Source organism: Xanthobacter wiegelii, from assembly GCF_043193855.2.
In the GTDB taxonomy this organism is placed as follows: domain Bacteria; phylum Pseudomonadota; class Alphaproteobacteria; order Rhizobiales; family Xanthobacteraceae; genus Xanthobacter; species Xanthobacter flavus_A.
Window position 1 is genome coordinate 4889868 of the sequence record NZ_CM195529.1, and the last position, 20886, is coordinate 4910753.

Consider the following 20886-nt stretch of genomic DNA (forward strand, 5'->3'; position numbering starts at 1 on the left):
CATCCGTGGGACACCTCCCCCCAACGGGAGGCGCCCATCTGTAAGGATGGACCACATGACGATGAATCCTGCTCCGGCCACGCGCCCGGAGAACCCCAATTTTTCCTCCGGCCCCTGCGCCAAGCGTCCCGGCTGGACGCTGGAAGGGCTTTCCGACGCCCCCCTCGGCCGCTCGCACCGCGCCAAGGTCGGCAAGGTGAAGCTGAAGGAAGCCATCGACCTCACCCGTGAGGTGCTGGAAGTGCCGGCCGACTACCGCATCGGCATCGTCCCCGCCTCCGATACCGGCGCCGTGGAAATGGTGCTGTGGTCCATGCTCGGCGCCCGGCCGGTGGACATGCTGGCCTGGGAAAGCTTCGGCGAGGGCTGGGTGACGGATGTCATCAAGCAGCTCAAGCTCACCGATGCCCGCACGCTGACCGCCCCCTATGGCGAACTGCCGGACCTCAAGAGCGTCGATTTCACCCACGACGTGGTCTTCACCTGGAACGGCACCACCTCCGGCGTCATGGTGCCGGACGCGGACTGGATTCCGGCTGACCGCGAGGGCCTGACCATCTGCGACGCCACCTCGGCGGCGTTCGCGCAGAAACTCGATTTCGCCAAGCTCGATGTGGTCACCTTCTCCTGGCAGAAGGTGCTCGGCGGCGAGGCGGCCCACGGCATGCTCATCCTCTCCCCCCGCGCGGTGGAGCGGCTGGAGAGCTACAAGCCGGCGTGGCCCCTGCCCAAGATCTTCCGCATGACCAAGGGCGGCAAGCTCATCGAAGGCATCTTCGAGGGCGAGACCATCAACACCCCGTCCATGCTGTGCGTCGAGGACTATCTCGACGCCCTCAAGTGGTCGAAGAATATCGGTGGCCTCTCGGCGCTCCAGGAGCGGTCCAACCGCAACTTCGAGGCCATCGCCCAGTGGGTGCACCGCACGGCGTGGGTGGACTTCCTCGCCACCGACCCGGTGACGCGCTCCAACACCTCTGTGTGCCTGAAGGTGGTGGATGCGGACGTGACCGCGCTGCCCGCCGACGCGCAGGCCGCCTTCGCCAAGGCCATCGCCTCCGGGCTTGAGAAGGGCGGCATCGCCTACGACATCGGTGCCTATCGCGACGCCCCTCCCGGCCTGCGCATCTGGTGCGGCGCGACCGTCGAGCGCGCCGACGTGGAAGCCCTGACCCACTGGCTCGACTGGGCCTTCACCGAGGCGAAGTCCGCGCTGCCCAAGGCGGCGTGATTTCGGCGGCGTGATTTAAGCTGGGTAAGGCTGGGCAAGCGGTTCGGCTTGGCGCACTGCGTCCCCTCTCCCCTTGCGGGAGAGGGCTAGGGTGAGGGGTAAGACCTCGCCGAAAGCACAGCTCTTGACGCCACGAGCCCCCTCACCCCCGGCCCCTCTCCCGGCCGAACTCGGCTGTTGCCGAGTTAGGTTCGTGAAAGTCGAACTCGGCAACAGCCGAGTTCGAGGGGAGAGGGGAGAGCGCCGCCCCCCGCCCCATTTCACCTCCCCCGCAAGCGGGCGAGGTCCACGCCGGAGACGCGCGAACGACCGCGCATGCCCGGCTCATCCCCTTCGCGAAACGGAGCCCATCCCATGGCACCCCGCGTTCTCATCTCCGACAAGCTTTCCCCCGCCGCCATCCAGATCTTCAAGGACCGCGGCGTGGAGGTGGATTTCCAGCCCGACCTCGGCAAGGACAAGGACAAGTTGGCCGAGATCATCGGCAATTATGACGGCCTCGCCATCCGCTCGGCCACCAAGGTGACGCCGAAGATCCTGGAGAAGGCCAGCCGCCTCAAGGTCATCGGCCGCGCCGGCATCGGCGTGGACAACGTGGACCTGCCGGCCGCGACCGCCAAGGGCGTGATCGTGATGAACACGCCGTTCGGCAATTCCATCACCACCGCCGAGCATGCGATTGCGATGATGTTCGCCCTCGCCCGCGAGATCCCGGCGGCGGACGCCTCCACCCAGGCCGGCAAGTGGGAGAAGAACCGCTTCATGGGGGTCGAGCTCACCGCCAAGACCCTCGGCATCATCGGCTGCGGCAATATCGGCTCCATCGTCGCCGAGCGCGGCGTGGGGCTGAAGATGAAGGTCATCGCCTTCGATCCCTTCCTCTCGCCCGAGCGCGCCCTCGACCTCGGCGTGGAGAAGGTGGAGCTGGAAGACCTGCTCGCCCGCGCCGATTTCATCACGCTGCACACGCCGCTCACCGAGAAGACCAAGAACATCCTCTCGGCCGAGAATCTCGCCAAGACCAAGAAGGGCGTGCGCATCATCAACTGCGCCCGCGGCGGCCTGGTGGACGAGGCCGCCCTCCGCGCCGCGCTGGACAGCGGCCACGTGGCCGGCGCCGCCTTCGACGTGTTCACGGTGGAGCCCGCCGAGCAGAACCCGCTGTTCGGCCATCCCAACGTGGTGTGCACGCCGCACCTCGGCGCCGCCACCACGGAAGCGCAGGAGAATGTCGCGCTGCAGGTGGCCGAGCAGATGAGCGACTATCTCCTCACCGGCGCCATCTCCAATGCGGTGAACTTCCCCTCCATCACCGCGGAAGAAGCGCCGAAGCTGAAGCCCTTCATCGAGCTTGCGGAAAAGCTCGGCTCCTTCGCCGGCCAACTCACCGACACCGACATCAAGACCGTGCGCATCATCTATGAGGGCGCGGTGGCCGACCTGAAGGTGAAGGCGCTGACCTCGGCGGCGGTGGCCGGCCTGCTGCGCCCGGCGCTGGCCGACATCAACGTGGTCTCCGCCCCCTCCGTCGCCAAGGAGCGCGGCGTGGTGATCGAGGAGACGACCCGCGCCGCCACCGGCGATTACGAGAGCCTCATCACCGTGACGGTGGTGACGGAGCAGTTCGAGCGCTCCGTCTCCGGCACGGTGTTCGCGGACGGGCATCCCCGTATCGTCAACATCAAGGGCATCAAGGTGGATGCCGAGTTCGCCCCCGCCATGGTCTATGTGACCAACGAGGACAAGCCCGGCTTCATCGGCCGCTTCGCGGGCCTGCTCGGCGATGCCGGTATCAACATCGCCACCTTCGCCCTCGGCCGCGATCATGCGGGCGGCGATGCCATCGCGCTGGTGGCGGTGGACGGCGCGGTGCCCGCCGAACTGCTCGCCAAGGTGCAGGCCCTGCCGCAGGTGAAGGCGGCCAAAGCTCTCGCTTTCTGAGGGCCCTCGCCTTCCGAGCCTGCCCCCCGAAAAAGCAGAAGCCCCGTCCGGCCGGACGGGGCTTCTTTCGTTTCAGACGGATCAGGCCGCGTGCTTCACATCCGTCCCGCCGCCGGTGCGCCAGAGGGAGAAGAGGATGCCGGCCGCGATCATGGCCACCGTTACGCCCAGCGAGATGGCCGGGTCCACCTTGCCGAAGAAGTAGCTCCAGAAGATCTTGCCGCCGATGAAGACGAGCACGCCGGCCAGCGCATACTTCAGGTGCGAGAAGCGGTGAACCATGGCGGCCAGCGCGAAGTAGAGGGCGCGCAGGCCGAGGATGGCCATGATGTTGGCGGTGAACACGATGTAGGTGTCGGTGGTGATGGCGAAGATCGCCGGCACCGAATCCACCGCGAACACGAAGTCCGCGATATTGATCACCACCAGGGCGAGGAACAGCGGCGTCGCCCACAGCACGGCCTTGCCGGTGACCGGATGGGGCTGGCGCACGAAGAAGCGCTCGCCGTGGAGTTCGTGCGTCACCCGCATCCGCTTGGTAAGGAAGCGCAGCGCGGCGTTCTGCGAGATGTCCGTCTCGCCTTCGCTGGCGAACAGCATCTTGATGCCGGTGACGAGCAGGAACGCGCCGAACAGCAGCAGCACCCAGTCATAGGCCTGCACCAGCGCCGCGCCGACGCCGATCATCAGCCCGCGCAGCACCAGCACGGCGATGATGCCCCACACCAGCGCCCGGTATTGATAGGCGCGCGGAATGGAGAAGTAGCTGAAGATCAGCGAGATGACGAAGACGTTGTCGATGGAGAGCGCCTTCTCGATGGCGTAGCCGGTGAAGTATTGCATGCCGGCCTGCGGCCCCATCGAGGCCCAGATCCAGCCGCCGAACACGGCCGCCACGGCGATATAGAAGACGGAGAGCCTGAGGCTTTCGGCGATGCCGATCTCCCGCGAGTCGCGGTGCAGCACGCCGAGGTCGAAGGCGAGCAAGGCGAAGACGATGGCGAGGAAGCCGAGCCAGAGCCAGAGCGGCTTGCCGGCGACATCCAGAAACAGAAGCGCGATGACTTGATCCATGGGACGGTCCTTTCAGGGCCTGCGCCAGCGGCGGCCGCCGCGAAGAGCGGCGCCGGGCAGAAACGGGGCAGGAAACCGGATAGGAGGACCGACATGGCGGGCTTGCGGGCACGGATCCGGCCTGCCCTGGGGCAGGCCGGTCCGCATCCGCGCCCGTCAGAGGGGCCCGGACCTCGCGTGTTGAGGGAAAGGGTCCGGGCGCCGGGGGGCGCGCGGTAGTTCTGCGCGCGGGCGCTGTGCCGGACTATCTCGCCGGCTTGAGGGTGACTTCCGCCCACCTCTTGCGGTGGACGACCACGACGCGGGCCATGTCGGCCCCCTCCCGGCGCAGATATTCGATCTGGTCGCGCAGGCGGAGCTTCATCTTCTTCAGTGCCAGCACGCGATTGCGGTCGGGGTTCGGCCGTGTCTGCTCGGAGGAGATCTCCTCCTCGATCAGGCTATGGCGCGTCTTCAGGGATTTCATGAACTGGTCCACGACAACCTCCTTTCGATGGGAAGAGGATGGGGCCGGGCGCTTGATAGCTCCAATCCATAGTCGCTATATTGGTAATAGCTCTGGACTATGAAATCGCCATGCCCTTCCGGCCACGCCATCGCCAGCTCGAATATGTGGTCGCCCTCGCCGAGACCGGGCATTTCGGCACGGCAGCCAAGCGCTGCCATGTCTCGCAGCCGACGCTCTCGGTGCAGGTGGCTTTGCTTGAGGAGCAGCTCGGCACGCCGCTGTTCGATCGCACGCGCGGCCGGGTCATCCCCACCGCCATCGGCGAGCGGGTGATCGCCTCCGCCCGGGCGGTGCTGCAGGCGCTGGACGATATCGTCGCCACCGCCGCCACCGGAGCGGACAATCTCGGCGGGCTGATCCGGCTCGGCGTCGCGCCCACCTTCGGGCCCTACTTCCTGCCCCACCTCCTGCCGGTGCTGCACCGGCGCTACCCCGGCCTCCAGATCTACATCCGCGAGGAACGCCCCTCGGTGATCGAGCGGGAGGTCACCGCCGGCAATCTCGATTGCGGCCTCGGCCCGCAGCCCTTGTCCGGCTCGGTGCTCACTTTCCGCCGCCTGTGCCGGGAAGCCATCTATCTCGGCGCCGCCCGCGACCACCGCCTGGGCGAGGGCGAGAGCGTGGAGATCGGCCAGCTGAGGGGCGAGCGGCTGCTGACCCTCGGGCGCGGCCATCAGCTGTTCGAAAGCGCGCGGGCGCTGGCGGCGGCCTCCGGCGCCCAGGTGCGGGAGGATTACGAGGGCACGAGCCTCGATGCCCTGCGCCAGATGGTCATCATGGGCATGGGCCTGTCGCTCTTCCCCGAGCTTTACGCGCGCTCGGAATTCCGCGTGCAGGACCATATCGCCTTGCTCAAGGTGGAGGGCTGGCCGGCGACGCGGGACATGGGCTTCTTCTGGCGCGCGGGCAACAACCGCGCCGCCCATTTCGACCAATTGGCGCGCGAGAGCGAGGGCACCTGCCGGGAGCTGGGTCTCGAGCCCGGCTGACCTGAACGACACCGCAAACGGCGTGCGGCCCGCCCGGGGGAAGCGGGCGGGCCGTCACCCCTCGCCCGGGCGGGGGGCGGGGCGAGGCGGCGCACGGCTGGCGAAGGGCCGTGCAGCCGTTTTCAGAAAAGCCGTGCCGGATCAGCGGCGCAGAAGGGCCGAGACCTCGCGGCGCAGGCGGTCCGCGTAGCTCGCGACCTGATCGGCGATGGCGCGCACGCCCACCGCCGCGCGGCGGATGTCGGAGGCGGCATGGGACACGCCGTCGATGCTGTCGGACACCGAGCGCGAGGTGGACGATTGCTGCGCCATGGCCGCCGACAGCTCCACGAACAGGTCGCCGAGGTTGGCGATGCTCTGGGTGATGTCGGACACCGCCTCGGTGGCGACGCTGCCGTCCTGCTGCACCTGCTCCACCTGGTGGCGGATGTCCTGCGTCGCCTTGGCGGTCTGGAGCGCCAGCGCCTTCACCTCCTGCGCCACCACCGCGAAGCCCTTGCCGGCCTCGCCCACGCGCGCCGCCTCGATGGTGGCGTTGAGGGCGAGGAGGTTGGTCTGCGCCGCGATCTTCTCGATCAGGGTAGTGACGTTGCCGATACGGCCGACGCTGGTGGCGAGGCTTTCCACCAGCTCGTTGGTGCGGGCGGCGCGCTGGGTCGCCTCCTGCGACATGGTGCTGGCCCGCTCGATCTGGTGCGAGATGCCGTTGAACGAGGCGGACATTTCCTGCGCGGCCGACGAGACCGCGGTGGCCATCTCCTCGGTGCGCTCGGTGAGCTGGAGCAGCTCGGCGGAGGCCGACTGGCTGGCCTCGGAGGTGCGGGACATGTCTTCCCCAACCTCGGTCACGCCCTCGGCAGTGGCAACGGCGGTCGTGATCACGTCCCAGGTGAGCATGGGGCCGTCATAGCTGCCGTCCGCCTTGAAGATGGCCGAGACGCGCAGGTCCAAAGTCTCCGGCCCGACGCGGATGCGGGCATTGTGCGGCAGGTTCGCGGGATCGGCGAGAAGGCGACGCTGGTGCTCGGGGTGCTTGTGGAACACGTCGATGGACGTGCCCAGCATCTGGTCCGCCTTTACGCGGAGATGGGATTCGATGCGCCGCAGGGTCTCGATGCTGGTGCGGTTCACATAATCGACGACCAGCGTCTCGCGATCGCAGGTCATGATGTTCACCGGCATGTTCTCCATCATCTGCTGGAGCCGCTGGGCGCGGGCTTCGATGCCGGCGCGCGCCGTGTCGGAGCGCAGCGTGACCATGACATGGGCAAGGACGCCGTGCCGGTCGCGCAAGGCGGTGAGCGTCAGCGCCAGCGTCTCGCCGGACACCGCAAGGTGCGTCTCATGGGGCAGGAAGCCGGGCTCGGCGAGGCGCCGGCCGAGATCCGCCAGCGCCGGATGAAGCGCGCCGAGCGACATCCCCTGAAGGCCCGCCGGGGACGCAGCGAGGCCGGCGGCGACGGCATTCAGAATCTCGGTGGCGGCCGCATTGGCCTGAACCACGGCAAGGCCGCGCCCCTCGCACAGCAGCACGCCATATGGCAGCGCCGCGATAATCTGCGCCGCCATGCCGGTGGCGAGGGTTCCGAATTCCTTCGCGACCGTGCCGCGTCCGGAGGGCGTGGGCTCGGGCCTCGCCCGCAGCGCGCTTGCCGTCATGCTGTCCGTCCTGTTCTCCACGGCGAGAGGCCGCCGCCTGCCGCAGCGCTGCCCGAAGCGGCGCGTCACGCCCCAAAGGGCTAGGCGCCGAGGCTTGCCCCAGGCTGGAGTCGGGAAGGAAAATCGAAACGCGCTGCCGGCCGTTCACGATTGTGCGATGCACATGGCGGGGCGGGTGTGGCCCCGGCGCAACCCCGCGACGCAGCGAAGATGCTAGATCAGCAAAGGCTGGGTCGTCCCGCCCGGGTTGGGCTCCAACTTCCGGGCGTTAACCTTAACGCCACCTTATCCGGCTTCAATGCATCCGTGCGCCGACAGGAAACTGAAGCGCGGCGTCGTGCGTTGTGTGCGGCGTAGGGTCTCGCATCGTCTGAGTGGTCCAAGCATGCCTTCGTTTCTGCCCCGGTTGTTCCCGAAGGTCCTGGTCAAGGCTTCCCGCGCCGCGGCCGAAATGGTGAAGTCGGAGGACGCACCCGTCCTCGGCCGCCGCCTGTTCGTGCTTGGCGCGCCGCTGGCGCTCGCCGCGTGCGTCACCAACGCGCCGCCGGCCCCGCTCAGCCGCGCCAGCATGATGTATGGCCCGGTGGACGGCGAGCCCTTCCCCGTGGATGCCGTGGACCTTTCCGAGGTGGACCCGCGGTTCCTGCGGCAGGAGGTTCCCGCCCCCGCCGGCTATGGACCCGGTACCATCGTGGTGGATATCAGCGAGCGCTATCTCTACCTCATCGGCCGCAACGGCACGGCGATCCGCTACGGCGTGGGCGTGGGCAAGCAGGGCTATTCGTTCAAGGGCTGGGCCACCATCAAGCGCAAGGAAAAGTGGCCCCACTGGACGCCCACCGCGAACATGGTCCGCCTCCAGCCCGCGCGCTATGGGCCCTACCAGGCCGGCCTGCCCGGCGGCGAGACCAACCCCCTCGGCCCGCGCGCGCTTTATCTCTATGACGGCGACCGCGACACCCTGTTCCGCATCCACGGCACCATCGAGCCGTGGAGCATCGGCCAGCAGGTGTCCTCCGGCTGCATCCGCCTGCTCAACCAGGACATCATCGACCTGTACGAGCGCGTCCCGCTCGGCACGCGGGTCTATGTGAAGGGCTGAAGGCCTCGTGAACGTGAGGGGCCGTGGCCTGCGCGGCCCTGAGCGCGTCCCTAACGCCGACAGCTACATGCATGCCCCACCGCCCGTCATCGCCCGCCTCGTGCGGGCGATCCACTCATGGGCCAGAGGGGCGTCGGGTAAAGGGTGACAACCGCCAGAAAGCCCGACGAACGTAACCGTGGATCCCCCGGACGGGCCGGGGGATGACGGTGGTATAGGCGGGCACTCTCCTCGCTCCGCAGACCTACCCAGCCGCCGTTCCCGGCAGCAACCGGTAGAGCTGGGCGGCGCCGTCGATCAGCTGGAAGCGGTTGCGGGCCTGCGAGAATTCCAGATTCTCGCGGGTGCCGATGCACAGGAAGCCGCCGCGCACGAGGCTTTCGGCGAAGCGGCCCAGCACCTTGTCCTGCAGCGGCGTGGTGAAATAGATCAGCACGTTCCGGCACAGGATGAGATGGGCCTCGCAGAACACCCCGTCGGTGACGAGGTTGTGCTCGGCGAAGGTGACGTTGGCCGTCAGCTTCTGGTCCAGCTTCATCAGCTCGTAGCGGGCGTGGAAATAGTCCGAGAAGCTTGCCGCCCCGCCGGCCGCGCGATAGCGGCGCGCCGCCTCGCCCGCCTCCTGCAGCGGGAAGATGCCCTCGGCGGCGCGGGTAAGCGCCGCTTTCGAGATGTCGGTGGCGAAGATGCGCGTGCGCTCGTAGAGCCCGGCCTCGGTGAGCAGGATGGCGAGGGAATAGACCTCCTCGCCATGGGCGCAGCCCGCCTGCCAGATGTTGATCTCCGGATAGGATGCGAGCAGCGGAAACACCCGCTCCTTCAGCGTCAGGAACACGTGCGGGTCGCGGAAGAATTCAGACACCGGCACCGAGAGGCCGGCGATGATGTCGGGCAGTCGCTCCGGCGCGTGCAGCATCCCGGCGGTGAGATCGGAGATGGTGGCGGCGCCGAAGGCGGTGGCGAGGTTGCGCACCCGCCGCGTGAGCGAAGCCCGGCCATAGTCCCGGAAGTCGTAGCCGTAGCGGCGGAACAGGCCCTCGACGAAGAGATCCACCTCGATGGTCTCCAGCGCCAGCGCATCCCGCGCCGCCGCTGTGGAGGCCGGCGGCGGCGAATCGTCCTGCGCGTCGGTGTCCGCGGTCATCGGGCGGCGAGCCAGGTGCGGATCATGGACAGCAGCTTCGGCACGTCCACCGGCTTCGCCAGATAATCGCTGGCGCCGGCCGCGAGGCACTTCTCCCGGTCGTCCTTCATGGCCTTGGCGGTGAGGGCGATGACCGGCAGCTTGGCGAACCGCGGCTGGGCGCGGATCTGCGACATCGCCTCGTAGCCGTCCATCACCGGCATCATCACGTCCATGAGCACGATCTCGATATCCGGCTGCTCGTCGAGCTGCCCCAGCGCCTTGGCGCCATCCTGCGCCAGCACCACGTTGACGCCGCGCGCGCGCAGCACCTTGGCGAGAGCGTAGATGTTGCGCATGTCATCGTCGACCAGCAGCAGCTTGCGCCCTTCGAGATCGCCGTCCGGATTGGCCGCGAGCTGCTCCGGCTCGCGCTGCACCGAGTGGAGGAACAGCGAGACCTCGTCGAGCAGCCGCTCGGGCGAGAGCGCGCCCTTCACCACGATGGCATCGGTGAAGGCGCGCAGCTTCATGCGCTCCTCGGTGGTGAGGTCGCGGCCCGAATAGACCACCACCGGCACATGCCTGTCCCCCTCGGCGAGGCGCTCGATCAGCTCGAAGCCGGACATGCCGGGCAGGCCGAGGTCGAGCACGATGCAGTCGAGATCGCCGGCAGCGACCACCTCCAGCGCCGCCTCGGCGCTCGCCGCCTCCACGATCTGCGCCTTCTCGCGGGCGAGCAGGGTGCGCACCGCGTGGCGGGCGGCGGCGTCGTCGTCCACCACCAGCACGCGGCGGGGGCGGTCGGCCGAATAATGGGTGAGGAGGCCGAGCGCCTCGGACAGCTGCTCCGCGCTCACCGGCTTGGTGAGGAAGCCCACGGCGCCGAGGTCGCGGCCGCGCCGGCTCTCGTCCAGCGCCGAGACGAAATGCACCGGGATGTGGCGCGTGGCGGCGTCGGCCTTGAGCCGCTCGATCACCGTCCAGCCGTCGAGGCCGGGCAGCATCACGTCCAAAAGGATGCCGGTGGGCCTGTAGGTGCGGGCGAGGGCGAGGCCGCTCTCGCCGTCGCCGGCGGCGAGCGCCAGATAGCCCTTGCGCCGCACCAGCCCCACCAGGGTGCGGGCGAACACCGGATCGTCCTCCACCACGAGGATCACGGTGGAACCGGGCGTGAGCCGGTCGCGGTCGTCCTCCACGCTCACGGCGGGCACCGGCGGCAGGCCGGAGAGGCCGGCGGCCTCGCGCTCCTGCCGGGTGGTGTCGAACGTGACCTGCGCAGGCGAGAGGCCTGCGGACGGCGCGAGGGAGGGGGCAAGTGAAGGAGCAAGTGAAGGGGCGGTCCCGCTTTCCCCGTCGGCCTCATCCGGCAAAGGCTCGCCGACCGGGATCTCCAGCGTGAAGGTGGAGCCCTGGCCGAGGGAGCTCTCCACGCTCACGCTGCCGCCGAGCAGGCCGGCGAGGCGCTGGGTGATGGCGAGGCCGAGGCCGGTGCCGCCGAACTGGCGGCGGGTGGACGCATCCACCTGCTCGAACGCCTCGAAGATGGTGCCGAGCTTTTCCTCCGGAATGCCGATGCCGCTGTCGGCCACCGCCACCCTCAGCCGCTTGCCCGCCTCGTCCTGCGAGAAGGTGACGGAGACCCGGCCCTGCATGGTGAACTTCAGTGCATTGCCGACGAGGTTGGTGAGGATCTGGTCGAGCTTGCCGGGGTCGGTGAACACGAGGTCCGGCGCCTCGGTGACGCTGACCGAGAGGCGCAGCTTGCGCTCCTGGGCGAGGCGCCGGAAGTTGCGTTCGAGGCGCTGGGCGACGCTCGCCACCTTCACCGGCTCGCGCACCACTTCCATCTTGCCGGCCTCGACCTTCGAGAGATCGAGGATGTCGTTGATGAGGCGCAGGAGGTTCGAGCCGGAGGAATGGATGATGCTCGCCGCCTCCACCTGGTCGGCGTCGAGATTGCCGGTGCGGTTCTCGGCGAGGTCCTGGGAGAGGATCAGCAGGCTGTTGAGCGGCGTGCGCAGCTCGTGGGACATGTTGGCGAGGAATTGCGACTTGTACTCGTTGGCCCGCAGCAGTTCCTCGGCCCGTGCCTCCATCTGCTGGTTCAGCGCCTCGAGCAGTTCCTTCTGCTCCGTCATCTCCTGCGAGGAGCGGCGCAGCACATCGTTGGAGGCCTGCAGCTCTTCCGCCTGCACCCGCAGTTCCTCCTCCGAGGCGGCGAGGCGCAGGGTGCGCTCGTGCAGCTGCTCGTTGGTGGCGCGCAATTCCTCCTGCTGGGTGCGCAGTTCCTCCTCGGCGACGCGCAGTTCCTGCGCCTGCTTCTGGCTCTGCTCCAGCAGCTCGCGGGTGCGGGCGGCGCGGGCCAGATTGTCCAGCGACAGGGCCGCGAGGGGCATCACCTCGTGGAGCAGGCGGCGGGCGCGCTCGTCCATGGGGGCGAGGAGCGCCAGCTCGACGACGCCGAGCAGGCGTTTCTTCAGCACCAGCGGCACGGCGACGACCGTATGGGCCGCCGCCTCTCCGGTGCCGGTGCGGATTCGCATGTGGTCGGCCGGCACGGGCGAGAGGACGATGGTCTGCCGCTCCAGCGCGCACTGGCCGACGAGCCCCTCCCCGAGGCGCACGCGGGTGGCGAGATGGCGCCGCTCGCTGAAGGCGTAGCTGCCGACCAGCTCCAGCGCCTCCCCTTCCGGTCCCGCCGTCTCATCGTGGGCGTAGAACACGCCCACCCCGGCGCCCAGCAGCGGCGCCAGCTCGGTGAGCAGCGCATCGGCAAAGGCGCGGGTGTCCTCCTGCGCCTGCAGGCGGGTGCCGATGGCGTTGAGGCTGGTCTTCACCCAATCGGTGTCATAGGCGGCGATGGAGGTGGCCTTGAACACCCTGAGGGCGCGGGCCAGCGTGCCCACCTCGTCCTTGCGCTCGGCGTAGGGCACCTCGATGGTGTGGTCCTGGTCGGCGAGGCGCGTCATCAGCTCGGCGAGGCGCCGCAGCGGGATGGCCATGAAGACGGCACCGAGGAACACGCCCGCCACCGCCACGAAAAGGGTCGCCACCAGCGCGATGAGATCGATGGCGCTGACGATGGCGTCCGCGCGGTCGAGGTCCACCTGGGCGCTGACGACCTCGGCGGAGGCGGCGGCGCTCAATTCGTCGATGGCGCCGACGATGCCGCGATAGCCCTCCTCGCTCGCTTCGGCGGCGAGGAAGACGCGCAGCGCCGCCTCGATGGTATCGAGATCCGCGCTCTCGGCCGCCGTCAGAAGGGGCGCCGCCACCGCGTCGCTCCAGCGCCCGGAGATGCGCGAGGCCCGCTCGGCGAACGGCAGCAGCGTGGGCTCGCCCGACACCGCCGCGCGCAGGGCCGCGAGCATTTCGGTGGTGAGCGCGGTCGATGCCGCAAGTCGGGCCTTGAGGTTGCGAGGCTCGGCGAGCGCGGTGCGCGTCGTCTCGAGCTGCCGGCGATTGAAGGCGCGGATCGCGTCGGCGGCCAGCACGCTGACCTGGCGGACCTGCTCCACCCGGCGCTCCTGCGCCTTCACCATCTGCCCCATCACCCAGTTGGCGCCGAGCAGCAGCAGGAACATGGAGATGAGGAGGCCGACGATCAGCCCAGCCTTGGCCTGCATCCCGAGATTGGCGAACCACGACCGTTCGGTCAGCTTTTCCAGCATCCCCTCAACCCCTTCCGCGCCCGGCGCAGCATGCATAGGCGGGGGTGAAGAAGGATTGAAGAAGAAAGTGGCGGGCCGCCGCCCGCGCCGGTCAGCGCACGGTTTGCCGCCGCCGCGCGGAAAGCGTCGCCAGCGCGATACCGGCGATGACCAGCGCATAGCCCGCCAGATGATACCAGGCCATGGTTTCGCCGAGGACGACGATGGCGATCGCCGTTCCGAACACCGGCATCAGGTGCAGGAAGGGCGCGGCCGCGTTGGCGCCCACCAGCTCGATTCCCCGGTTGAAGAACAGATAGGCGATCAGCGACGGCCCGGTCATCACATAGGCGAGGGTGGTGAAGGTGATGTGGTCGAGCGGCAGCACCTGCCCGTTCAGATATTCCCAGAGCGCGAAGGGCGAGAGCAGCAACGAGCCCAGCGCCATGATGGACGCGAGGAAGGAGAGCGGTCCGAGCGGCGGACGCTTGCGCAGGATGGCGGCATAGAAAGCATAGATCACCAGCGCCACGATGATGACCACGTCGCCGATGTTGGGCTTGAGGTGGAGGAAGGTGTCGAGGTCGCCGTGGCTGATGATGACCATCACGCCGAGAAGGGAGGTGATGACCCCCGCCGCCTGGCCGAGGCTGAGCTTTTCCCGGAACAGCACAAAGGTCCACACGGCCACCAGAAGCGGCGCCGTGGACTGCACCAGAAGGCCGTTCACCGCCTGCGTGTATTGCAGGCCGTAATAGCTCATGGCGTTGTAGCAGGCGATGCCGGTGGCCGAGAGCAGCACGAGGAACGGCAGGTTCCGCCGGATGATCGGCGCGTCGCGCACGATCTGCTTCCAGGCGAACGGCAGGAGGATCAGCGTCGCGCCCATCCAGCGCACCATGGCCAGCGTGATGGGCGGGATGTGGCCGGCGATGTAGCGCCCCACCACGAGGTTGATGGCCCACAGGAGGGCCACCAGGGTCAGCAGCACATAAGGGGCGTCATAGAGGGCGAAACGGCTGGGGCGGACCGGGGTGGCGGACATGTCTTCTCCCGAGGCGCGCCGTGACGGCGCGCCATCTGATGACCTGTTGGCCGGGAGTGCCGTCCGTCCCCTCTTATTGCGACGGCCCACGGGCCCCCTCCTCTAACCCGAGGAGAGCCATGAGGGAAATCGAATTTCACGGCGCGAAGCATCACAATAAGTGATGACCCAGGCAAAGCCGTGAGATGTTTCCGGCGCCGCTGAAGCTTCAGCGCCCGAGCAGGCGGTTGATGGTGCCGTCCTGGATCAGCTGGTAGCCGGTGGGGTTGTCAGCGCACAGGCCCCCGCCGCATTCGAGAACGGTGGAGACGCCGTTCGCCAGCGCCAGCAGCAGCACCAGCACGATCGCCGCCGTGCCGAGCAGCGGGCGATGGGGCGGTGCGTCCGCCGACTGCCGCTCGAACTGGCCGTCGAACAGCAGCAGCACGGCCGAGCCGAGGATACACACGCCGAACAGCACCAGCGCCCAGGCGTAGAAGTGCAGGCCGAAGAAGGCGTCGCCATAGGCGCCTTCGCCGGGAATGATGTGCAGCAGGGTCTGGCGGGTGGAGACCGCCCCGCCGGCCAGCGCGGAGAGGATCATGATGGCGTAATGCGAGGGGCGCGGGCCGAACTTCACGTTCAGCGCGAGCCCGGCGGCGACGCAGACGAAGCCGGCGCGCTGCAGCAGACAGAGCGGGCACGGCAGGTCGTTGAACACCAATTGGTCGAAGAAGGCGGCGATGAGCACCGCCGAGACGGCGAGGAGGCCAAGCGCGTTCAGCACCCGGAAGCGGTCCGCGAGGGTGAAGCCGGTGTCCATGACGCCCCTCACAGCGCGATGTTGAGCGGATCGGTGACGTGCAGGCGGAACAGCACCAGCATGGTCGCCACCGACAGCACCCAGAGCGCAAGCGCGGCCATGCGCTGGCCCATGAGCGTCGCCGCGAGGGCGAGGAACACGCCGAAGAACGGCAGCGACATCATGGCTTCGGCCCCCCGGCCCGCACCGTCGCGGATGTGCGATTCGGTGCCTGCCGAGGGTAAAGGAGGCCGACGCGGGCGTCACGCTGCGGCGCGGAACTCGACCGTGTTGCCGGAGGGATCGGCCACACGCAGGGCACCGTCCCGCCCCGGCTGCGTTTCCACACCCGCCGCGACGAGGCGGACGGCGAGGGCGGCGAAGGCGTCCGCCGCCAGCGTGACGGTGAAATGGTCGAGCCCCGCCGTGCCCGCCGCCGGCACCGGGGCGCCGCCGGACTGCCAGACGTTCAGCCCCACATGGTGGTGATAGCCGTCGGCGCTCACGAACAGCGCGCCGGGATAGCGGGCCATGATGGCGAGACCCACCGTATCCACCCAGAAGCGCTTGGCCGCGTCGAGGTCGTTCACCTTGAGGTGGACGTGCCCCATGTCGGTCGCGGCCGGGGCCGGCCCGCCGGCCACCTTCGCCTCGCGGGCGAGGGACTGGAGGTCGAGCGGCAGGGTCTGCATGGCGATGGAGCCGTCCGGCTCGACGGGCCATTCCGCGCGTGGCAGGTCGCGATAGATCTCGACCCCATTGCCGTCCGGATCGTCCACATAGAGCGCCTCGCTCACCAGATGGTTCGAGGCTCCGAGGCGCAGGCCCGCACCGTGCAGCGCGAGCAGCCGCGCGGCGAGGCTGGCGCGGTCCGGCACGCGGATGGCCATGTGGAACAGGCCGGGCGCCCGGCGCGGCGCCGGCGGGGCCTTGGGCCGGGAGAGGATTTCCACCAGCGGCCGGCCGCCGGCCCCGAGCATGGTCGCCTCGCCCTCGGCGAGAACATCGAGGCCGAGGAGGTCGCGGTAGAAGGCGACGAGGCTGCGCGGGTCGGGGCTGGCGAGGCTGACGGCACCGAGCACGAGGTCGTGGGGGGCGATGCGGGCAGACGGCTCGATCCCAATGGCAGGATGTGCGCCGGGCGAGCCGGCGGGGGCGGCGAGGGTCATGATGAGGCTCCTTGGCGCCGGGCGGTGTCGTCCGCCCGGCTGGGCGTTGAGCCAAATATGGACACGCCCCGCGCAAGACGCCATTGCACCATTGCAAGCAAAAGCTGGCGTCTCAGGCCTCGAATACAGCCGCCATCGGAGATCCCGGGCGCCGGGCGCAGCGGGATGAGCTGCGCCCGATACGTCCCGCAGGGGTCACGCCGCCTTCTGGGCCTCGCGGTCCACGATGGTCACGATGTCCGCCATGATGCGGTTCAGCTCGAAATTCTTCGGCGTGTAGACGGCGGCGACGCCGAAGCCCTTGAGCTGGGCTTCGTCCTCCGGCGGGATGATGCCGCCGACCACCACCGGCACGTCGGAGAGACCTTCCGCCCGCATCCGCTCCATCACGTCGCGCACCAGCGGCACGTGGGAGCCGGAGAGGATGGAGAGACCCACCACGTGGACGCTCTCCTCCAGCGCCGCGTTGACGATCTCCGCCGGGGTGAGGCGGATGCCCTCGTAGACCACTTCCATGCCGCAATCGCGGGCGCGCACCGCGATCTGCTCGGCGCCGTTGGAATGGCCGTCGAGGCCAGGCTTGCCCACGAGGAACTTGATGCGGCGGCCGAGCTTCTCGGAGACCGCATCCACATTCTTGCGCACCTCTTCGAGGCCCTGCGTGTCCACGCGAGCGGCGCGGCCGACGCCGGTGGGGGCGCGATATTCGCCGAACACCTCGCGCAGGCAGGTGCCCCATTCGCCCGTCGTCACGCCCGCCTTGGCGCAGACGATGGAGGGCTCCATGATGTTGCGGCCTTCCTGCGCCGCGCTCTTCAGCGCCGCCAGCGCCGCGTCCACCGCCTTGGCGTCGCGCGCCTCGCGCCACGCCTGAAGGCGCGCAATCTGTTCCGCCTCGACGCCCTCCGGCACGGTGAGGATGGCGCCTTCGCCGGTGGTGAGCGGCGAGGGCTCGCTCTCGGTCCAGCGGTTGACGCCCACCACCACCTGGTCGCCGCGCTCGATGGCCTCCAGCCGGCGGGTGTTGCTCTCCACCAGCTGCTGCTTCATGTAGCTGTTCTCGATGGCCGCGACGGCGCCGCCCATGGCCTCGATCTGCGCCAGCTCGGCGCGGGCCTCGGCCTTCAGCTCCTCCACCTTCTTGGCGATCTCGGTGGAGCCGTCGAAGATGTCGCCGTACTCGAGCAGGTCGGTCTCATAGGCCACCACCTGCTGCATGCGCAGCGACCATTGCTGATCGAAGGAGCGCGGCAGGCCCAGCGCCTCGTTCCATGCCGGCAGTTGCACGGCGCGGGCGCGGGCCTTCTTGGAGAGGGTAACGGCCAGCATCTCCAGCAGGATGCGGTAGACGTTGTTCTCCGGCTGCTGCTCGGTGAGGCCGAGGGAATTCACCTGCACGCCATAGCGGAACAGCTTCTGCTTGGCGTCGGTGATGCCGTACCGGTTGACGCAGATCTCGTCCCACAGGTCCACGAACGCGCGCATCTTGCACATCTCGGTGATGAACCGCATGCCCGCGTTCACGAAGAAGGAGATGCGCCCCACCACCTCGCCGAACACCGCGCCTTCCGCCTCGCCGGACTTCTTCACGGTGTCGAGGATGGCGATGGCATTGGCCAGCGCGAAGGCCAGCTCCTGCACCGGCGTCGCCCCGGCTTCCTGCAGGTGGTAGGAGCACACGTTCATCGGGTTCCACCGGGGCAGATGCTCGGTGGTGAAGATGATGGTGTCCTTGGTGAGCCGCATGGAGGGCGCGGGCGGGAACACATAGGTGCCGCGCGAGAGGTATTCCTTGATGATGTCGTTCTGCGTCGTGCCCTGGAGCTTGGCGCGGTCGGCCCCCTGCTCGTCGGCGGTGGCGATGTAGAGCGAGAGCAGCCACGCCGCGCAGGCGTTGATGGTCATCGAGGTGTTCATCTCGGCGAGCGGGATGCCCTGGAACAGGGTGCGCATATCCCCGAGGTGGGAGATGGGGACGCCCACCTTGCCCACTTCGCCACGGGCGAGGGCGTGGTCGCTGTCGTAGCCGGTCTGGGTCGGCAGGTCGAAGGCGACGGAGAGGCCGGTCTGGCCCTTGGCGAGGTTGGAGCGATAGAGCTTGTTGGATTCCGCGGCGGTGGAGTGCCCCGCATAGGTGCGGAAGAGCCAGGGTTTGTCGCGGAGCACCATTTCCTAATCCCCATCCATCGCTTTTGGATATTTGCCGGGATTGTGCGTCGCAATGGCAGCGCCGTCGATGGGAAAATTATCCAATGGACGGGACGCTGGGAGCCGTGCGCAGCAGCGCGGCGGAGAATACTTAAAATTGCATCAATAAATAAATTCTCATTCTGATTGCATTGATGCTAGCGTTCCCCCGCTGGACATCCGGGGGGCGAGGGTGCGGACGGTGGTGGTTCTCATGGCGGCGCTTGCGACCGCCGCATGCGCGAAATCGGCCGACAAGGTCTCGGCCGCCTATGTCTCACCCATGCAGTTCCAGAGCTACAGCTGCCAGCAGCTCGGCCAGGAGGCCGAGCGCATCTCGGCCCGCGCCATTGCCCTCACCGGCGCCCAGAACAACCGCGCGACGAGCGACGCGGTGGCGACCACCGTCGCCGTGGTGGTCTTCTGGCCCGCCGCCTTCCTGGTGGGCGGCGACGATGCGCAGACCGCCGAGCTGGCGCGGCTGAAAGGCGAGATGGACGCCATCGAGCAGGTGTCCATCCAGAAGAAATGCGGCATCGCCTTCCAGCGAGAGGAGGGCCAGAAGGCCTCCTGACCCGCCCGCGAAATGGCGCGCCGGGCCGGCGCGCTAGCGCTTCACCAGCGAGATGACAAACAGGAGAATCACCGCGCCCAGCGTCGCGGAGATGATCTGGCCGATCACGCCGCCCACCACGAAGACGCCGCCGAACAGGAAGCCGCCGATGATGGCGCCGACGATGCCGACGGCGATGTTCCCCAACAGGCCGAAGCCGTAGCCCTGGAACAGCTGGCCCGCCAGGAAGCCGGCGACCGCCCCGACGATGATCATCCAGATGATGCCCATGAAATTCTCCCATCCCCTTGTGGCGACGCCGGCCGTCCGGCGCGCAACAGTCCCACTCTAGCGGGGCACGCCGCCGCCGGAAACGCCAGCGCGGCCGGAAACGCCGGCGGGGCCTTGGGCGTTCCTGTTCCGCGCCGCAGCGTCCACATGGCCCAATGTCGGGGTTGAGAATGGCTCTCGCCTTGGATTTTTTCTCTGCTACGCTGCATTGCGAGATAGGGACTGCAACGACGCGACCGAACGGTCCAATCCAGGAGAGGATGACAGCCATGGCCCAGACGGCAGCCGCCAATACGAACGAGGGACCGGTGAAGGACCTTTATGAGCTCGGCGAGATCCCGCCGCTCGGCCACGTGCCTGCCAACATGTATGCCTGGACCATCCGCCGCGACCGCCACGGGCCGCCGGAGCAATCGTTCCAGCTGGAGGTGGTGCCGACCTGGGAGCTGGGTGAGCAGGACGTGCTCGTGCTCGTGATGGCGGCCGGCGTGAACTACAACGGCATCTGGGCGGGTCTCGGCCAGCCGATCTCCCCGTTCGATGTCCACAAGGCGCCGTTCCACATCGCCGGCTCCGATGCCTCGGGCATCGTCTGGGCGGTGGGCCCGAAGGTGAAGCGCTGGAAGGTGGGCGACGAGGTGGTCGTCCACTGCAACCAGGACGACGGGGACGACGAGGAGTGCAACGGCGGCGACCCGATGTTCTCCCCCTCCCAGCGCATCTGGGGCTATGAGACGCCGGACGGCTCCTTCGGTCAGTTCTGCCGGGTGCAGGCCCGCCAGTTGATGCCGCGCCCCCAGCACCTCACCTGGGAAGAGAGCGCCTGCTACACCCTGACCATGGCCACAGCCTATCGCATGCTGTTCGGCCACCCGCCGCACACCGTGAAGCCGGGTGACTACGTGCTGGTGTGGGGCGCCTCGGGCGGCCTTGGCGTGTTCGGCGTGCAGCTCGCCGCCGCCTCCGGCGCGCACGTCATCGGCGTCATCTCGGACGAGACCAAGCGCGACTATGTGCTCGGCCTCGGCGCCAAGGGCGTCATCAACCGCAAGGACTTCAAGTGCTGGGGCCAGCTGCCCACGGTGAACTCGCCGGAATATGCGGAGTGGCTCAAGGAAGCCCGCAAGTTCGGCAAGGCCATCTGGGACATCACCGGCAAGCGCGACGTGGACATCGTGTTCGAGCATCCCGGCGAGAGCACCTTCCCGGTGTCCACGCTGGTGGGCAAGCGCGGCGGCATGATCGTGTTCTGCGCCGGCACCACCGGCTTCAACATCACCTTCGACGCCCGCTATGTGTGGATGCGCCAGAAGCGCATCCAGGGCTCGCACTTCGCCCACCTCAAGCAGGCCTCCGCCGCCAACCAGTTCATCATCGACCGGCGCGTCGACCCCTGCATGTCGGAAGTGTTCCCGTGGGACCGCATCCCCGAGGCGCACACCAAAATGTGGAAGAACCAGCACGCCCCCGGCAACATGGCGGTGCTGGTGAATTCTCCCCGCACCGGCCTGCGCACGTTCGACGACGTGCTCGAGGCCCTGCCGAAGAAGTGAGGCGTCCCTGAAAGCGAAAGCCCCCGG

At 68.3% G+C, this 20886-nt stretch carries 17 protein-coding genes; 6 read left to right on the forward strand and 11 right to left on the reverse strand.

The genetic code is table 11. The features are described from left to right. Window positions 1-55: 55 nt before the first annotated feature. The gene (locus V5F63_RS22865) at window positions 56-1231 is read left to right on the forward strand and encodes a phosphoserine transaminase (RefSeq protein WP_209486069.1); all 1176 of its coding nucleotides are present in this window, start codon (window positions 56-58) and stop codon (window positions 1229-1231) included. Between the two features lie 354 nt (window positions 1232-1585). Further along, a complete protein-coding gene (serA, locus tag V5F63_RS22870; RefSeq protein WP_394030500.1) occupies window positions 1586-3172 on the forward strand; it encodes a phosphoglycerate dehydrogenase in 1587 nt (528 codons plus the stop codon). An 81-nt stretch (window positions 3173-3253) separates the two neighbouring features. On the opposite strand, the gene V5F63_RS22875 is transcribed toward serA, so the two are convergent. Then, window positions 3254-4246 carry a TerC family protein gene (locus V5F63_RS22875; RefSeq protein WP_209486074.1) on the reverse strand — a complete coding sequence of 331 codons (993 nt, stop codon included), beginning with the start codon at window positions 4244-4246 and terminating at the stop codon, window positions 3254-3256. 244 nt (window positions 4247-4490) lie between these two features. Further along, window positions 4491-4724, reverse strand: coding sequence for a YdcH family protein (locus V5F63_RS22880; RefSeq protein ID WP_209486077.1), 234 nt, complete (start codon window positions 4722-4724; stop codon window positions 4491-4493). Window positions 4725-4822: 98 nt separating this feature from the next. Between V5F63_RS22880 and V5F63_RS22885 the strand changes: the two genes are divergently transcribed. After that, complete coding sequence (locus tag V5F63_RS22885; protein WP_394101009.1) at window positions 4823-5743, forward strand: hydrogen peroxide-inducible genes activator; 921 nt, start codon at window positions 4823-4825, stop codon at window positions 5741-5743. Window positions 5744-5884: 141 nt separating this feature from the next. Here the strand turns inward: V5F63_RS22885 and V5F63_RS22890 are convergent, their stop codons facing one another. Beyond that, the gene (locus V5F63_RS22890) at window positions 5885-7402 is read right to left on the reverse strand and encodes a methyl-accepting chemotaxis protein (protein ID WP_394030505.1); all 1518 of its coding nucleotides are present in this window, start codon (window positions 7400-7402) and stop codon (window positions 5885-5887) included. A gap of 385 nt (window positions 7403-7787) precedes the next feature. Between V5F63_RS22890 and V5F63_RS22895 the strand changes: the two genes are divergently transcribed. Then, window positions 7788-8504, forward strand: coding sequence for a L,D-transpeptidase (locus V5F63_RS22895; protein ID WP_394101008.1), 717 nt, complete (start codon window positions 7788-7790; stop codon window positions 8502-8504). Between the two features lie 244 nt (window positions 8505-8748). On the opposite strand, the gene V5F63_RS22900 is transcribed toward V5F63_RS22895, so the two are convergent. From V5F63_RS22900 to V5F63_RS22930, 7 genes are all read right to left on the reverse strand, one after another. Next, window positions 8749-9648 (reverse strand): CheR family methyltransferase, encoded by a 900-nt coding sequence (locus tag V5F63_RS22900; RefSeq protein ID WP_209486086.1) that lies wholly within the window; start codon window positions 9646-9648, stop codon window positions 8749-8751. Beyond that, window positions 9645-13301 carry a response regulator gene (locus tag V5F63_RS22905; RefSeq protein WP_394101007.1) on the reverse strand — a complete coding sequence of 1219 codons (3657 nt, stop codon included), beginning with the start codon at window positions 13299-13301 and terminating at the stop codon, window positions 9645-9647. The genes V5F63_RS22900 and V5F63_RS22905 overlap by 4 nt, the downstream gene beginning before the upstream one ends. 91 nt (window positions 13302-13392) lie before the next feature. Further along, window positions 13393-14325 (reverse strand): DMT family transporter, encoded by a 933-nt coding sequence (locus V5F63_RS22910; RefSeq protein WP_209486090.1) that lies wholly within the window; start codon window positions 14323-14325, stop codon window positions 13393-13395. Between the two features lie 208 nt (window positions 14326-14533). Beyond that, window positions 14534-15127, reverse strand: a complete 594-nt coding sequence (locus tag V5F63_RS22915) for a disulfide bond formation protein B (RefSeq protein WP_209486092.1) — start codon at window positions 15125-15127, stop codon at window positions 14534-14536. 8 nt (window positions 15128-15135) lie between these two features. After that, window positions 15136-15291: a DUF5993 family protein gene (locus V5F63_RS22920; protein WP_029556801.1), complete on the reverse strand. Its 156-nt coding sequence runs from the start codon at window positions 15289-15291 to the stop codon at window positions 15136-15138. A gap of 78 nt (window positions 15292-15369) precedes the next feature. Then, window positions 15370-16275 carry a VOC family protein gene (locus V5F63_RS22925; RefSeq protein WP_394101006.1) on the reverse strand — a complete coding sequence of 302 codons (906 nt, stop codon included), beginning with the start codon at window positions 16273-16275 and terminating at the stop codon, window positions 15370-15372. Window positions 16276-16470: 195 nt separating this feature from the next. Continuing rightward, a complete protein-coding gene (locus V5F63_RS22930) occupies window positions 16471-18444 on the reverse strand; it encodes a methylmalonyl-CoA mutase family protein (protein ID WP_394030517.1) in 1974 nt (657 codons plus the stop codon). Between the two features lie 232 nt (window positions 18445-18676). Here V5F63_RS22930 and V5F63_RS22935 point away from each other — a divergent pair, with 232 nt between their 5' ends. Beyond that, window positions 18677-19036 carry a hypothetical protein gene (locus V5F63_RS22935; RefSeq protein WP_394030519.1) on the forward strand — a complete coding sequence of 120 codons (360 nt, stop codon included), beginning with the start codon at window positions 18677-18679 and terminating at the stop codon, window positions 19034-19036. Window positions 19037-19069: 33 nt separating this feature from the next. Here V5F63_RS22935 and V5F63_RS22940 read toward each other — a convergent pair whose 3' ends face one another. Beyond that, a complete protein-coding gene (locus V5F63_RS22940) occupies window positions 19070-19306 on the reverse strand; it encodes a GlsB/YeaQ/YmgE family stress response membrane protein (RefSeq protein WP_169121728.1) in 237 nt (78 codons plus the stop codon). A 269-nt stretch (window positions 19307-19575) separates the two neighbouring features. Here V5F63_RS22940 and ccrA point away from each other — a divergent pair, with 269 nt between their 5' ends. Then, a complete protein-coding gene (gene ccrA / locus V5F63_RS22945) occupies window positions 19576-20859 on the forward strand; it encodes a crotonyl-CoA carboxylase/reductase (protein ID WP_394101005.1) in 1284 nt (427 codons plus the stop codon). The last annotated feature ends 27 nt before the right edge of the window (window positions 20860-20886 follow it).